The organism is Vibrio sp. D54, from assembly GCF_021728075.1.
Taxonomy (GTDB): Bacteria; Pseudomonadota; Gammaproteobacteria; order Enterobacterales; family Vibrionaceae; genus Vibrio; species Vibrio alginolyticus.
The window spans coordinates 88,287-103,922 of the sequence record NZ_JAKKCS010000006.1 but is presented as its reverse complement, the minus strand read 5'-3'; the positions used below and the strand labels follow the sequence as shown (position 1 = coordinate 103,922).

Here is a 15,636-nt window from a genome sequence, read left to right as displayed (position 1 = left end):
CTAGCCCTGAAGGTTTTCTTCGGGGCTTTTTTGATCTTACTAATATATACCAAACCATTCATTTGCTTGATTTTAATGATTTTCTTACGATTACAATGCAAATCATGCGTATACTGATGTAACGACACATCAAAGATTGAGATTACATGAATAAGCGCATATTAAACGGACTCTTCTTCGTTGGTTCTTTCACCTTGGTTGGCTGCACCGCGACGGATAGCATGCCGACAGAAACCAAACAACCTGCCCCTAAAGTCAACAGTGTTAGTGCTGAAGTCATTTCCAGTTGGATTGATAGTAAGGTTTTAGCCCCTGAAGGGCTGTCGCTCGAGCAAGACAATCTACGTTATCTATCGGGTAGCGCCGACCTAAACAGCGACGGCAAGGCAGAATACATAGTGTTGCTTCAAGATCGCTATTTCTGTGGTAGTGGTGGCTGCTCTGCATATATGTTTGATAATGAGGGAAACGTTATTAATCGAATGTCGGTAACTCGCACGCCTATTGTACTAGCCGACAGTTACAGTAATGGTTGGCAGGACTTTATCGTTTGGAGTAATGGCTCATATCGACTCATGAGTTACAACGGTGAATCTTATCCAAGTAATCCGTCATTAGAGCCAAAGGTTGATCGAGACGCTAACCAGCAGGCGGCAATCGCAAATGTAATGGCGACAGAGCTTTATCAGCAAGACGGCTATGACATTCTGCCCGCAGATTCAAAAACCTTGTGGACGCCAGCCAACGTTTACCACTTTACCTTCAAGCACTACGGTGACCCGCATAGCGCTTATCAAGCAACGGTGGATATGAGCAGTGGGGAAGTAGACATTGTAGCCGTTCCGGCTGCGGAATAAAAAACACCTCCCTTAACCGGAATTAAAGGGAGGTGCTAAATGCCAAATTCGAGGGTGGCATTGTTAATTAAGCTGCGACTTCTTGTTTCGCTTCTGCTTTGCTTTTTAAGAATGCGTAAGTAAAGCCAGTTACCGCTGTACCCGCTGCAATAGCCACTAAATACATTAATACTGGTGAAATTGCGTTAGGAATTAGCAACACGAATAGACCGCCGTGTGGTGCCATTAATTTCGCACCGAATAGCATCGATAGGGCACCAGTAAGCGCGCCACCTGCCATACAAGATGGAATCACGCGCATTGGATCTTTCGCAGCAAATGGAATTGCGCCTTCAGAGATGAAACAAAGGCCCAAGACAAATGATGCTTTACCTGCCTCACGTTCATTTTGTTCAAATTTGTTCTTCGCAATGAAGGTCGCTAAACCCATACCTAGCGCAGGAACCATACCTGCGGCCATGATTGCAGCCATTGGCGCGTAAGTTTGTGAAGCCAAAAGGCCAACACCAAATGCGTAAGCGGCTTTGTTTACCGGGCCTCCTAGGTCGAAACACATCATTGCGCCAAGGATAATACCCAGTAGTACTGCACTGTCAGATCCCATGTTGTTTAGGAAGTCAGTCAGGCCGTTCATGATGCCTGAAACTGGGCCGCCTACGATGTAGATCATCACAAGACCAGTGAACAATGTTGCTACAAATGGAATGATCAGAATCGGTTTAAGCGCCTCCATCGATTGTGGCAGTTTCACCTTATCTGCGAGGAGTTTCGCTGCGTAACCGGCAATGAAGCCAGCTGCGATACCACCTAGGAAACCAGCACCCGTTGAACTTGCTAGCATACCACCAACAAGACCAGGAGCCAGACCAGGACGGTCAGCGATTGAAAACGCAATATAGCCAGCAAGTACAGGAATCATCAATGCGAATGCAGAGCCACCACCAATGTTCATCAAGGCTGCTGCTAGTGTGCCTTCTTCTTTAAATGCTTCAATACCGAACACGAAAGATAGAGCGATGATCAAACCACCTGCAACGACGACAGGAAGCATGTGCGAAACACCCGTCATTAGGTGTTTGTAAGCGCCTTTTTTCTCTTCGGTGGAAGATGAAGAGTTAGCTGAACCAGAATGTTGATACACCGTGGCTTGCTCGAATGCTTTGTCCATCTCTTCGGCTGTTTTCTTCAGAGCTGGACCAGTTTTCGTGCGGTACATCTTTTTGCCGTTAAAGCGATCAAGTGGCACTTCAATATCCGCAGCAATGATCACCAGATCGGCGTCTGCAATTTCTTGCTCAGTCAGTTGGTTTTTAGCGCCAACTGAACCACGAGTTTCCACCTTGATTTGATGGCCACGACGCTTGCCTTCTTCTTCTAAAGCTTCTGCCGCCATAAAGGTATGCGCAACGCCAGTAGGGCAAGCGGTGATTGCAACAATTTTCTTCGCTGCTGATGTTGTATCTGTAGTGATAGGGGCTGCAAGTGTGGTTGCTTTTTCAAGTAAAGTGGCGTTTTCAACCGCTTGCTGGAGAAACGCAGTTGCGTCTTTTGCTACTTCGCTAATTTCCGCTTGGTAAACCTTTTTTCCTACAAAACGAGAAGTGTCGACGCTAGTATTTGCCGCAATGACAATGACTTCTGCTTGTTCAACGTCAGCTTCCGTCAATAGTGTTGGTTCAACCACACTTGATTGACATTCTATTTTGGCATTCCAGTTTAATTTTGCGGCGGCTTGTTCTAGTAATCCTGCCGCAAGGATGCTATTTGCTACACCGCTCGGACAGGCAGTAATAATGGCAATATTCATACGATAACCTTCTGTTCCTTAGTTTTGTTCTAAGTTTGTAATAGGGTAAAGCGCGCTAACTTCAGTTTGTCGCTTGATATTTTCCAGTTCTTCCTGACTGGTTAGCCCTACGCCAACTTGACTAACTGCCAAAGCAGAAAGTGCTGTAGCGAAGCGCAATAAATCGTTTTTAGGCATCAGTTGCATGTGGCCCCAACACAAGCCAGCGACCAGCGTATCGCCTGCGCCAACGGTGCTCACGACATGCATTCGAGGCGGTTTTGCACTAAGCCATTCGCCTTGGTTGAGCCACATAACACCGTCAGGTCCCATAGAAACCACGATGTTTTCTATGCCTTTGTCGCTCAGTGTTTGCGCTGCAGCTTGGCACTGTTCAGGTGTTGCTAGATGTTCGCCAACAAAATCACCAAGTTCTTCATCGTTAGGTTTAATTAACCATGGGTGAGCATCAATACCTGACTTCAATGCGGCTTTGCTACTGTCGAACAACACCTTTTTGCCTTGTTGATGCAGTGCTTCTATCCATGCAGCGCATTGCTCTGCAGTAACACCGCCCGGTAGGCTGCCTGCCAATACAAAGTAATCGTGTGTTTCAGCAAGGCGGAATAGGGTTTCTTCAAAGCGCGCGATTTCTTCTGCCGTAACTTGAACACCAGGGAAGTTAATGTCACTAACGTTTCCATTAGCCTCAACGAGCTTGACGTTGATACGAGTTGCACCTTGTACTTCTACAAACTCATTCTTAACGCCGATGTCATTGAAAAGCTGATGGAATAGCTCAGGGTTATCTTTACCAAGAAAGCCGGTAACCGTGACATCTGCGCCTAAATCGCTCAACACTTTTGCTACGTTGACACCTTTACCTGCAGCGTGGAGATTGCTTTGCTGTACTAAGCTCACGGAACCAACGTTTAGTTCATTTACTGAACCTGTTAAATCCAATGCCGGGTTGAGCGTAATAGTGACAACCTTATTTGTTTTGTTTGTCATATCGGATCCTTAACCTTCACCAAGGCCAGAAGCGATTGCATTTCCGATAGACTCCAAGGCTTGCGGCGCATCAGGGCCTTCTGCTGTAAATTGAAGTTGGTGACCGTGCTTAACGCCCAGCGCGATGACTTTCATTAGGCTCTTCGCGTTTACTGCTTTTCCATCTCCGTCTAGGTTGGAAACACGTATAGTGGATTCAAACTTTTTCGCTTCTGCGACTAACATTGCCCCCGGACGAGCATGTAGGCCGTGAGAGTTTTTGATTTTAAATACAGCGGTATTGCCTTCTTCTGAAGATGCAGCTGTGACTTCTTCACCTTTGAACAAAGCAAGAATCTGTTCTACTGATGCATCTAAAAGCTTGCCGTGTTCATTGTTAAACACAATATTAGAAAGCGTTTTTAGGATAGGTTGGTGAGCATTGTTACATGCCGCGAACGCGACAAGTGCACGCACTTTTTGACCTTCATATTCGCAGTCGTTTGCCGTCGAGACAAATGACACACCTGTGCGAGTGACATGTTTGTCACTGCCAATTAACCACAGGCCATTACCTAAGTGAGTTGGTTGTTTGGTAACGAGATCTGCAACGAATTCGTTATCAGCACATCCCGTATTTTTCAACAGACCACCAGCAACAGCACTCATCTGTAGCATGTCGCTCGCAGGGAACATCAGTTGAATTAAAGAAGCGTCAAAGTCTGCTTCAAGCTGAACATCACCGTGCAGTAGGGCGATGATTTCGTCTTCATTTTTTGCATTACGCAGACGTTCTTCTACGCCATCTGCGCCTAGCACTTTGGTGAGCTGTTTAAGAATGCCAAGGTGCTCATCAGATTTAGCTGCGATACCGATAGCGACGAACACAGTATTGCCATCACCCCAGTCGACACCTTGTGGGAAGTGGTGCACAGCAACACCCGTTGTTTTCACCATTGCACGAGTGTCGGTTGTACCGTGCGGGATGGCGATACCGTTCCCCAAAAACGTAGAGTTTTGGTTTTCACGGTTTAGCATGCCTTCAACGTAACCGCGTTCAACTAGGCCTTTATCAGTCAGGCTATGAGCAATACTCTTTATTGCTTCAAACTTATCTGTCGCTGATTGCGAGAGGGTAATGTCGTTCTTATTTAGCTTAAGCATGGTGCTTCTCCAGCCTTAAGGTATCAATTTAAAAATGTATTCTGTGTGAGAAGTTGAACGCCGCTTCTTCTGAGCGCTTATCACTCCTCAAACCTTTTATCTTTCAAGCTAAATCGATTCAGCTTGTTGGTAAATTTTTTAAAAGACTCAGAAAAACTGTTTTAAAAACTGACGTTAACAAACGAGCCTTTGCCGCTGTCCTATAGCCTAGCCTACAAATTGGTTTGTTGTGTATTCAGGTGATTTACGTCAATTTTTAAGTTTTGCTGAATCCTTTCAGCTTTTATACTGAATCGGTTCAGCTTATAATTCAACTTATCGAAAGATCGTTGATGTATTAATATGATCGCGCGCACAGAATAAGGTTTAGAATATGACACTGGATGAAATAGCCAAATTAGCGGGTGTTTCTAAGACAACTGCAAGCTATGTGATTAACGGAAAAGCGCAGAAATACCGCATCAGCGAGAAGACTCAGAAAAAGGTGATGGCCGTTGTAGAAGAGTACAATTATAAGCCAGATCATGCGGCGTCTTCCTTGCGGGCAGGTAATTCACGCTCATTTGGGCTTATCATCCCAGACTTAGAGAACACCAGTTATGCGCGTCTTGCAAAGCTGATAGAGCAAAACTCTCGGAAAGCGGGGTACCAAATTTTGATTGGCTGCTCTGATGATGATCCTGATACAGAGCAAAAGGTGGCGGAAGCATTAGTCAGTCGTCGTATTGATGCGTTGTTTGTGGCAAGTGGTATGCCCACTGCAAACGAGTATTATCTTAAGTTGCAAAATTCTGGTACGCCAGTTATCGCGCTAGACCGTCCAATGGATGATGAGCACTTTTGTTGTGTCATCAGCGAAGATTTTGATGCCGCACTTGAACTCACTCAGTCAGTACTGTCAGAGGATATTAAGTCCATTGGCTTAATCGGTGCATTGCAAGATCTTCAAGTCTCAAAAGAGCGTGAGCTCGGTTTTCTATCTGCTTCTCAACAAGGTGGTAAAACGGCAACAGTGGGTTATGGACAACACTTCTCCCGGGAAGAAGGCAAGAAAGTCTTAGAGAGATGGTTAACAGAGAACGCATTGCCAGATGCCATTGTTACAACGTCATACACACTGTTAGAAGGTGTGTTGGATGTAATGCTAGAAAAACCAGAACTGATGGGAAAGGTGCGTTTAGCGACATTTGGTGATAATCGACTGCTGGACTTCTTGCCTGTGAAAATCAACTCTTTGCCTCAACAGTTTGAGTTGATCGCGGACAGCGCAATGGAGTTAGCACTCAACGCTTCCGCTAAGCGTTACAAGCCTGGCGTAGAACTTATCCCGCGTAAAATTGTGAAACGTCACTAAGTAACTAAATAGGTTGCTCAAAGCTTTACTTCAGCCGTCAGCGCCACAAATGCGTGGTCGCTGGCGTTTTTATCTCTGTCATAAATCGGGTTGATCAGATGTTGGTTAGACACCTGATAGTCAACAACCTCGGCAACCGATATATCTGATAAGGTGTCAAACTCTTGTGAGAGCAAGATATAGTCGAGTACATTCCCAGTGGAAAAATGATAATGCGTGGCGGGGCGTTCATCCTTCTGAGCGTCACTTTGCAATAACCAACCATCTTTGAGTTGTAATTCAGTGACGCTGTCACCAGTATTGGATACCAATGAGCTGTTAACGCTGATAGGAGTGATAGGTTGATTCATATCGCCCATTAACACTGTCGGCATTGGTTCTTTTCGATACCTCTTTTGCATCGCGTCTCTTAACATCGCTGCTTCCCAGCCTCTTTGCTGGGTGGATAACCAGCGCCCAATAATCGTGCTAGACGTTTCTGGTTGTTCTGAGTCGGCCGGGCGTTGAGATTTCAGGTGCGTTACGTAAACGGCGATATGACCAAGTACAGGATGTATTACTTGGGCATAGATAGGTTTGCGACTGAACTCTGGAACAACACTTACTCCAAAAGGCTCAAGCGTTGCTAAGTCAAACTCTACCGCTTGTGCTTTTTCTATTGGAAACCGAGATGCGATTGCCACAACAGGGCTTGAGTAAATGTACTCATCCTCAACATGTGGGGTGTCAACGGTCGCAAAGTAGGGGTAGCCGATGGTTGAAAAGAATGCCTGGGTCTTCTCGATACTGAATACTTCTTGTAAGCCAATCACGTCGCCTTCCAGTTTTTCAACTTGACGTTGCGTCCACGAAAGTTTGTCTCGCCATTGCTCTAACGAGTATATGTTCTCGAAATCATAGTAGGCGTTAGGCGGTGCGACAAAATTAAACAAGTTCGCAGTGACAAAGGTAATTCTACTTGGTTGAGACAAAGTATTCGCTCTTTTCAACAATAACTTAGAGAGTATATACCTTCAGGTTGCGTAATTGCAGCTTCGTTTGAGCTACGCATCGGTATACAAGCTAACAAGCGACAAGTTAAATGGGTTAAGAGGTGCTCAAATGCTAAGGCGAATCGGTGATTGAACATCGGCAGAGGTTTCTATTTTTAAGCATTGCGTTTAAACTTCAGGGCATCAAATAGTAAGAGTAAGTAACATGACCCAAGATTACGACCACGAAGAGTATTTAGAAGGCGAAGAGATTGAGATCGAAGCGATTGGCATCGATGTTGATGCGCATCCAATCGAACTGTACAAGCTTTTTAAAATCGCAAACTTGGTCAGCGGTGGCGGCGAAGCAAAACATATCATCGAGGAAGGCTACGTCGCGGTGAATGGTGAACTAGAAACACGTAAGCGCCGCAAGATGTATGATGGTGACTTTTTTGAGTTTAACCAGGAATATTATGTTGTGGTTTGCGATGCGCCAGTAACCGAACCTGAAACGGCAGAGCAAAAAGCAGAAAAGAAAGCGAAAAAAGAAGCACAGTCTTCTCGTAAAGATAAGTCTCGTCAAAGTAAGTCACCCAAAGCCTCTGGGCCTAAATCAACAGGCCGTAAAGCGGCACATAAAGAGCGTAAAGCGCAGAAAGAAGCGTTGTCTCAGTCTGCTAAGAAAGGCAAAAAAGAAGACAAACCGCAAGCCACTCGTGATCCGAAGAGCGGACGTAATTCTATTGATTTTTTCTAGGGAAATGAACGCTTAACTAAATAAGTGACATCTGAGTAAAACTAAAAAGCGCCGAGCATATTATATCGGCGCTTTTTTGGTTTCACTGTGCTGTAAGTGGGTAGTGTTAATGCACTGTCGTCTCGATGTTTAGGCTATCTGTCCAGTGATGAATGGCACAAGGCTTTCCTAAGTAAAAGCCTTGGTAATAATCCAAATTAAGTTGATACATAGCTTGTAGCTGCACGTCTTCTTCAACCCCTTCTATAATGACTTTTGCTCCCATATGATCCGCTAGATCAACGGCGCTATGTATGGAAAAGGTTTCTCCGGCGCAGTAGTCTAGCAAATAGGAACGATCGATTTTGATGATGTCAGGGCAGAGCTGCTGAACACGTGCGATATCAGAATGTTGGGCGCCAAAATCATCGATAGCAAAGATAAAACCATTCGCTTTCATTAACTGTACGGCTTTGATTAATAAATCCGTATTTCCGCATGACTCTTCGACTACTTCAAAAACTACGTCTGTTGGGCTCATACCAAGTTCGGAAAGGCGTTTGTAAAGCAGGCCGTTATCTTTAAAGCCCATGTCTTTGGTTAGTGTGAGTAGCGTTTGAGGCATGACGTTAAGAAACAGTTTGATCGGCGTCCCCGCGAAATAGCGTGCAAAATTTCGAATGTGCATTGCTCTGGATAAAAACTCTACACATAAGCGAAAGTAGGGATCAAGACCATTATTGGCCAGAAACACGTCAGGACGAATTAGGGAACCATCAATGCCACGAATACGCAGTAAGGCTTCCATACCAATAATACGTTGGCGTCTATCAAAAATTGGCTGATAAACACTGTGAAAAGTGAATTGATTGAGAACTACGTAATATTCACCAAGATTATCTTGTTTTATGTATCGCTCGTAGTCGGATTGATTCTTTAACTCCATGAAAAACGCCGAAAATTTAGCATCTTGCCAATGTAACAGGGTGCAATTCTGATTTGAAGAATCAAATGTGCCTAATTACATATGCGGTTGAGTTAATTTGAAATGGCTTCCGATTTTGCTTCAATATGGCGAAAAATAAGTGACAGACCAAAACAGATTAAGAAGTAAGCAAAGCCGACAATCAGCCAAATTTCAAATATATACCCTGATGAATTTGCCATCTCTGTCCCAACAAACGTCATTTCTTGTATCGAAATCAGTGAAACAATAGAGGTGTCTTTCACCAAAGAGATAGTTTGACCGGCAAGTGCAGGTGTTATTGATTTAAGCACCTGTGGCGCGATAACAAATCGGTATTTCACCCACCGAGACAAGCCCAATGAGTCAGCCGCCTCCCACTGACCTTGGTCGATACTTTGTAAACCACCGCGCACAACTTCTGCAATGTAGGCAGAAGAGAGTAAGCCGACACATAACACGCCAGAGGCAAGGTTTTCCCAAAGGTTCGAAGGCCCAAACAGAAAGCGCTGTAGCGCATTTGGTTCGCCGTTGTAGTTTCGTAGAAGATCTTCCAAACCGAGTAACGGGATCAATTGGTTAGAAATGAAAAAGTAGAAAATAAAAACAAACACCAACGGAGGGATGTTTCTCACTAACTGGATAAACGCATTGGCAGGTGTGCGCAACCAAACGGAACGAGAGAAGCGTGCTAAGCCTAACAAAGTGCCAAACACTAATGCGAAGCTGATGCCCCAAATACTGAGCCTTAACGTCGAAATCAAACCTTGGAAGAAGTAGGGCAAACCACCATCTGCTCTAGGCGTGAACAGTAATTCAAGCGCCTCTTTCCACTGCCACAAATAATGCACACCAATAGTGGACCGATAGTACAGCCAAACACCACCGATACCGCACATAACAAGTAGTACCCAGTCTAGTGTGTTTAACTGCGGTAAAAGGTAACCTGTGCTGGATTTCGCGGGTGCTGTGCGAGTGGTAGTGTGTTCGCCCAAAAAGTTGACTCCGATAAGTTATGGAAAAGTAAAATGGATGATTGGAGAGTATAGGCTCGCGGCGTCCACGAGCCATTTAGATTACTGGCCTTGCGCGACTTGATCTTGCCAATCTAATGTCGAGAACCAGTATTCATAACGTTGTTTTAACCATCCATCTTGGGTTCTTGCTTCAATCCATTTATTGAAAAAGGCCTTTTTATCTTCTTCCCCCAAGCGAACTGCAAAGGCTTCGTTACCTTTTGATAGTCGCTCAGAGAATGGAAGGAATAGTTTGTCGCTGTGTTTCACTGTCTCATGTTCTGGTTTTGGGCTAGAAGCAATGACCGCGTGGGCGTTACCATTCAGCACCTCTTGGAACGCTTGCGCGTCGTCATCAAATTGCAGGATCTTCGCTTTCGGGAAGGTTTCTCTGGCTACTTGAACGGTGAATGCGCCGCGACGAGCCGCAATTTTTACGCGTCGTGAGTCAAAATCGGAGAATTTGCTAAAATCAGAGGCGAGTTCTTTGTTTGCTGCTACTTGAACGCCTGAGTGCGAGTAGGCCTCAGTAAACAACACGCTTTTGGAACGCTCAGGCGTAACAGACATGCCACCGATGATCACGTCGAACTTTTTCGCCAGTAGTGCGGGAATAATGCCATCCCATGCAGTCGGTACGAATTCCACTTTCAAACCTGAATCTTGTGCTAAGCGTTTGGCCACATCGATTTCAAAACCGATTAACTCACCTTGCTTGTTGCGCATTGCCCAAGGTACAAATGTTGACATACCAACGCGCAAAGTGCCTCGTTCTTTGATTTGATCTACATTGGGTGTGGCAACATCTTCTTTCGCGATTGTAGGCATAGCGATGGCTAGCCCTAATAATGCAGTAATGGTCGCTTTGAATAACTTCATGTTATCTCCTTATAATTTGCGCCAACTGGCTCCGAGTTTGTGTTCTAGCCATGCAGACAAGCCAGAAAGTGACAGAGTGAGAGCAAGATAAATTGCTGCCACGGTAAACCAAATTTCGAACGGCATCGCCGTCTCTGAGACGATGTTGCGTGCCTGTGTTGTTAGATCAAAAATCGCCATCACGCTTACAATGGAAGAGTTTTTGATCAAAGAAACCACTTCATTGGTTAATGGCGGTAATGTGCGCTGTAAAACCTGAGGCAAAATTACGTCTTTGTAGGTGTAAAACGGTGATAGCCCGAGAGTTTGTGCTGCTTCGAATTGCCCTTTAGGAATACTGTTTAAACCTGCACGGAATATTTCCGCGGTGTAGGCACCTTGGAAAAGGGATAATGCCAAAACGGCGGTGCTGAATCGGTCCAAACCAATCACGGGGCCAAACACGAAGTAGAGTAAATAGATTTGCACCAACAACGGCGTGTTACGTATTACTTCGACATAAGTGGTACCAATAACATTGCCGACTTTCGAATCGCTAAGCCTTAGTAACGCGGTAACCAACCCTAATACTAAGGTAAAAAATAGACTAATAGCCGAGATGTTAAGCGTGACCAATAGCCCATCAATAAGTTCTGCCGGCCACCATTCGCCATCTTCATAAAAAGCAATGTAATCAGGTACGCGCTCCCATTGCCATTGATAGCCCATAGCGTCGGCACCAGAGTCCAACACCCACAAAATCGCGATGAAGAGGAGCGTCATTTGCAGTAAAGCTTGAAGGACAGGTTTGATTACGCGAACTATCATCAGTAACTTAAAATTTGGTTCAAAAATGCTTGGGTTCGTGGATGCTGTGGTGTCTCAAATAAGGCGACTGGAGAGTTCATTTCCACGATTTGGCCTTCATCCATAAATACCACGCGGTTCGCTACTTTTTTGGCAAATCCCATTTCATGCGTGACGCAAATCATCGTCATTCCGCTTTGAGCCAGCTCAACCATGACATCCAACACTTCGTTGATCATTTCCGGATCAAGCGCTGAAGTTGGCTCGTCAAACAGGAGTAAATCCGGTTCCATACACAAGGAGCGGGCAATCGCGACGCGTTGCTGCTGACCGCCAGAAAGCTGGATAGGATACTTACTCGCTTGCTCTTCAATATTGACTCGCTTTAGGTAATGTCTTGCGCGTTTTTCCGCTTCTTGTTTTGATAATTTGAGTGTGCGAATCGGCGCTAAGGTGAGGTTTTCCAGTACAGTCAAGTGAGGAAAAAGGTGAAAGTGTTGGAACACCATGCCGATTTTACCGGGCTTGAGAGATTTTGCGTGAGAAGGCTGGTCGAACACATGAAGCTGGCCTTCTTGAATCGATTCAAGATGATTGATGCAACGAATGAGCGTTGATTTTCCGGAACCTGAAGGGCCACACACCACGACGATCTCGCCAGAATGCACGGAGAAGTTGATGTCTTTTAGAGCGTGGTAATCGCCATACCACTTATTTACGTCGCTAAACTCAACGACGGGAGTATTCTCTTTCAAAGGGGCACGCTATAACGGAAAAATATCCTTTTACAATAGCAAGTTGTGCGCGTAATTTCATTAAGAATAAGCTAATGTTTAGGCGATGATTTTAAGACTCTATTCAGATCGCTTACAAGATGCATCCATGTTTCTTTAATGTTGGTGCAGTCTAGAGTATGACTAACTCAGTTCAACGAGATACGGATAACGAACAACAATCGCAACAACAGACATAACCATTAATGTCTGTGCAGAATAGTAGGTCACCATGACAACTTGTCGTGAAAATATTGACCGTCCTCCAAAGCGTTCGAAAGCCAATACGATGCCAGAGATAATAAAGATAAAGCTTCCGAGCACTGCAAAAGAGGAGGATTGTGTTTTCCCACTCAAATAATACTCGATCGAAGCCCAGCACATAGTCATCAGTACCAATATATAACTGGCAACTGGCCGTTTTTCTTTACCGAGATCCGGTCGGAACAACCAGTAGACGCATATACCGAGTCCGAACAAGGCAATTGGGAGCCAAGGTGTAAAATGCCACGCTGACATGATGGCAAAACCATAACTATAGGAGAGATGGGCAGAGCAAAAGAGCACTAATCCTGTAATGAACTTGTCTCTAGGGAGCATTAATAACACGTCACCAAGCAACGAGAGCGATAAGCCAATCAAAATCCAATGCGCATATGGCATTGGGTAAGCCGGGGACTGAATTAAAATACCAAGCATACAGAGCACTGGTAATGGTTTAGAAACGTAAAAGAGCCATTTAGAGCCTTTACGGATACTGATGATATGTATGAATGCTAATACGGCAACAACTAGCCACATAAAGTGTTTTCTCGAACAGACAAAATTATGTAGTACATCACTACAACAAATCAAAACTTAATTAACGAGTTAACTCGTTCTTTGATCTCAATTATTTTTATTTGTGTAAAGCTGGACAGTTGTCTCTTTACTAACCAACACGGCCGATTTTTTGTCTGGAGGGAATCGTTGTTTTTAGAAGCCTCCTCGTTTTGAACGTGATGTGGCTTACAAAATAGCATAAAAAAACGATATTGTGACTGTTAAGTCACAATACCGTTAAACCCTAGGAAGGGCAGTGAAGAATTGTTGCAGTTATGAGACAGCTAACTCTAAGATTTCTCGGCTACGTTCAAGTGTGATCGCCTGGTTTTCACCTAAAACAGTCATGCCGTGTTTGTTTAGTTGATCAATGATGGCATCGATAGCTTGTTCACGGCTCTCACCATAGTTTTCGAGCTTAGTTGCGACATCAAGTTGATGATAAAACGCTTCGATAGCTTCGATTGTGCGCTCTGCTAGTTCCTCACCTGCTTCAAGACCAAATACGTTGCGACCCATTTGTTCTAACTTAGGGCGCTTAAACTGCATTTGGTTACGAAGTAACGACGGTTGGACAATTGCAAGAGAACGCGCATGATCAACGCCCCATAGAGCGGTTAATTCATGGCCGATCATATGTGTCGCCCAGTCTTGTGGAACGCCACTACCAATTAACCCATTCAATGCTTGGTTAGCAGACCACATTAAGTTTGCGCGCCACATATCGTCGTCTCGTTCCGCAAACTGTTCTCCGAGTGTTTTTAAAGTTTTCAGCAGTGTTTCTGCGTAACCATCTTGAACCATTGCACCGGTAGGAAGCGTCAAGTATTGCTCACATACGTGCACCCATGCGTCAACAATGCCGTTGATAAGCTGGCGTTCTGGCAGTGTTTTCATTACATCTGGGTCTAACACGGCAAATTTTGGCTGCACTGCTGGAGACATGAACGGAAGTTTGTCTTGAGTTTCTTTTTTAGTGATAACTGCGCCCATATTTGACTCTGAGCCTGTTGCTGGCAATGTCAAAATTGCAGCTAGAGGCGTCGCTTCAGTGACTTGGTGCTTACCAATCATGATATCCCAACCATCACCATCGTACTTTGATGCCGCTGCTACGTATTTGGAACCATCGATGACTGAACCACCACCTACCGCTAGAATAAAATCAACACCATGCTCTTTTACCATTGCGACTGCTTTATCGAGTGTTTCTTTGGTTGGGTTTGGTTCAACACCTGAAAACTCTAGCCATTCATGTCCCTCAAGAGCTTCTGCTACTTGGTCGTACACGCCATTTTTTTTGATGGAGCCACCACCGTATACCACTAAAACTTTTTGGTCGGATGGGATAGCTTCTTTGATTGCTGCGATTTGTTTTTGACCAAAGAAAATCTTGGTTGGGTTTACATAAGAAAAGTTCATTATTAGCCCTCTTGCTTCCAGTGAAGGAGATTGAATACATGCATATTAGTCCTGATTAACGATCGTTAACAGGTCGATTTCTGCAAATAATTTGCCTATTTCTACAAAATTAATGCTCTTGAGCTAGAAAGTTAAAGTCGAGAGGAAGTATAGTGCTCGAAACGATAATAGAGACCAAACTCGTTGGTCATTGATGGAGCGCTCTAATGCACACTCTCGCAGATATCATGCAGCAATATGTTGAAAAGCAGGGGCTGCATGACCTAGAAGGTATGAAGAAAACAGCGATAGATGGCGTATGGTTTTATCGCAGTAGCAAAGGGAATCATCGCCAGCCGTTTGTCTATCAGTCTGGCATCATCGTATTGGGTCAAGGGCATAAGAACATTCATATTGGTGATACACCAGTGCAATATGGGTCCGATGATTACCTTGTTGTCGGGGTTCCCATGCCACTAGAGTGCGAAGCGTTTGCGACAAACAATGAGCCTTTACTTGGCATTTCGATAGATATTTCGCCAACGCTTCTTCATAAACTCGTTAAAAAATTAGAGGCTGAAAAATTCAGTAATAAGTGTCTGGATGCTACCCGTTGCGGCCTTAAGTCGGTGCGTATGAATGAAGGTATGTTGGATGCGTGCAAGCGGTTAATGAAAGCAATGTGTAACGAGCTTGATGTCATCATGCTTGGCGAGCTGCTTCTTGAGGAAATTGTGTATCGTACTTTGGTGAGCAAAGAGGGGTATGTTTTATTTGACCTAGCACATCAAGAAGGTTCTTACGCGAGGGTCGCTAAAGCACTAAATCGTGTACATCAAGCGTATCACGAACAGTTGAACGTACAAGCATTGGCTGAAGAAGCCAACATGAGTGTGTCTGCTTTCCATCAAGCATTTCGCAATGTCACGCTTGAATCTCCGTTGCAATATATTAAGAAAGTTCGACTTAACAAAGCGCGCGAATTGATCCAGTTAGAGGGGAGACGTGTTAATGATGCAGCGAGAATGGTCGGGTACACGAGCCCATCACAGTTTAGTCGCGAGTACAAGCGGCATTTTAATGAAACGCCAAGGTCAACAAAGGCTTAGTGATCTTTATTTCAAAATGGCGACT

General features: G+C 44.6%; 15 protein-coding genes. 4 read left to right on the top strand and 11 right to left on the bottom strand.

Annotated features, from left to right (window positions below):
- Positions 1-146 precede the first annotated feature (146 nt).
- Positions 147-857 (top strand): hypothetical protein, encoded by a 711-nt coding sequence (locus L3V37_RS10565; protein WP_237306280.1) that lies wholly within the window; start codon positions 147-149, stop codon positions 855-857.
- Positions 858-924: 67 nt separating this feature from the next.
- Here L3V37_RS10565 and fruA read toward each other — a convergent pair whose 3' ends face one another.
- The 3 genes from fruA to fruB are packed head-to-tail and all read right to left on the bottom strand — an operon-like array spanning position 925 to position 4,797.
- Positions 925-2,664 carry a PTS fructose transporter subunit IIBC gene (gene fruA, locus L3V37_RS10560; RefSeq protein ID WP_225495955.1) on the bottom strand — a complete coding sequence of 580 codons (1,740 nt, stop codon included), beginning with the start codon at positions 2,662-2,664 and terminating at the stop codon, positions 925-927.
- 18 nt (positions 2,665-2,682) lie between these two features.
- Complete coding sequence (pfkB, locus tag L3V37_RS10555) at positions 2,683-3,654, bottom strand: 1-phosphofructokinase (RefSeq protein WP_042520798.1); 972 nt, start codon at positions 3,652-3,654, stop codon at positions 2,683-2,685.
- Positions 3,655-3,663: 9 nt separating this feature from the next.
- On the bottom strand, positions 3,664-4,797 hold the full coding sequence (fruB, locus tag L3V37_RS10550) for a fused PTS fructose transporter subunit IIA/HPr protein (protein WP_064377084.1): 1,134 nt from the start codon (positions 4,795-4,797) through the stop codon (positions 3,664-3,666).
- A 373-nt stretch (positions 4,798-5,170) separates the two neighbouring features.
- Here fruB and cra point away from each other — a divergent pair, with 373 nt between their 5' ends.
- Positions 5,171-6,151, top strand: coding sequence for a catabolite repressor/activator (gene cra, locus L3V37_RS10545; RefSeq protein ID WP_062730994.1), 981 nt, complete (start codon positions 5,171-5,173; stop codon positions 6,149-6,151).
- Positions 6,152-6,168: 17 nt separating this feature from the next.
- Here the strand turns inward: cra and L3V37_RS10540 are convergent, their stop codons facing one another.
- Positions 6,169-7,122, bottom strand: coding sequence for an endonuclease/exonuclease/phosphatase family protein (locus L3V37_RS10540; protein WP_237306279.1), 954 nt, complete (start codon positions 7,120-7,122; stop codon positions 6,169-6,171).
- 226 nt (positions 7,123-7,348) lie between these two features.
- Here L3V37_RS10540 and L3V37_RS10535 point away from each other — a divergent pair, with 226 nt between their 5' ends.
- Positions 7,349-7,882 carry an RNA-binding S4 domain-containing protein gene (locus L3V37_RS10535; RefSeq protein ID WP_005376400.1) on the top strand — a complete coding sequence of 178 codons (534 nt, stop codon included), beginning with the start codon at positions 7,349-7,351 and terminating at the stop codon, positions 7,880-7,882.
- Between the two features lie 106 nt (positions 7,883-7,988).
- On the opposite strand, the gene L3V37_RS10530 is transcribed toward L3V37_RS10535, so the two are convergent.
- The 7 genes from L3V37_RS10530 to L3V37_RS10500 all read right to left on the bottom strand — a co-directional run bounded on the left by L3V37_RS10530 (position 7,989) and on the right by L3V37_RS10500 (position 14,523).
- Positions 7,989-8,807, bottom strand: coding sequence for an EAL domain-containing protein (locus tag L3V37_RS10530; protein ID WP_047103549.1), 819 nt, complete (start codon positions 8,805-8,807; stop codon positions 7,989-7,991).
- Positions 8,808-8,899: 92 nt separating this feature from the next.
- Positions 8,900-9,820 (bottom strand): amino acid ABC transporter permease, encoded by a 921-nt coding sequence (locus tag L3V37_RS10525; protein WP_237306278.1) that lies wholly within the window; start codon positions 9,818-9,820, stop codon positions 8,900-8,902.
- A gap of 81 nt (positions 9,821-9,901) precedes the next feature.
- Entirely contained in the window at positions 9,902-10,720 is an 819-nt protein-coding gene (locus L3V37_RS10520) for a transporter substrate-binding domain-containing protein (protein WP_237306277.1), read from the bottom strand.
- A 9-nt stretch (positions 10,721-10,729) separates the two neighbouring features.
- On the bottom strand, positions 10,730-11,527 hold the full coding sequence (locus tag L3V37_RS10515; RefSeq protein ID WP_130545361.1) for an amino acid ABC transporter permease: 798 nt from the start codon (positions 11,525-11,527) through the stop codon (positions 10,730-10,732).
- The gene (locus L3V37_RS10510; RefSeq protein ID WP_203345420.1) at positions 11,527-12,261 is read right to left on the bottom strand and encodes an amino acid ABC transporter ATP-binding protein; all 735 of its coding nucleotides are present in this window, start codon (positions 12,259-12,261) and stop codon (positions 11,527-11,529) included. Before L3V37_RS10510 ends, L3V37_RS10515 begins: the two co-directional genes overlap by 1 nt.
- 162 nt (positions 12,262-12,423) lie before the next feature.
- A complete protein-coding gene (locus tag L3V37_RS10505) occupies positions 12,424-13,080 on the bottom strand; it encodes a lysoplasmalogenase (protein ID WP_237306276.1) in 657 nt (218 codons plus the stop codon).
- 294 nt (positions 13,081-13,374) lie between these two features.
- The gene (locus L3V37_RS10500; RefSeq protein WP_237306275.1) at positions 13,375-14,523 is read right to left on the bottom strand and encodes an iron-containing alcohol dehydrogenase; all 1,149 of its coding nucleotides are present in this window, start codon (positions 14,521-14,523) and stop codon (positions 13,375-13,377) included.
- Positions 14,524-14,729: 206 nt separating this feature from the next.
- Here L3V37_RS10500 and L3V37_RS10495 point away from each other — a divergent pair, with 206 nt between their 5' ends.
- Complete coding sequence (locus L3V37_RS10495) at positions 14,730-15,611, top strand: AraC family transcriptional regulator (protein ID WP_237306274.1); 882 nt, start codon at positions 14,730-14,732, stop codon at positions 15,609-15,611.
- Positions 15,612-15,636: the final 25 nt, after the last annotated feature.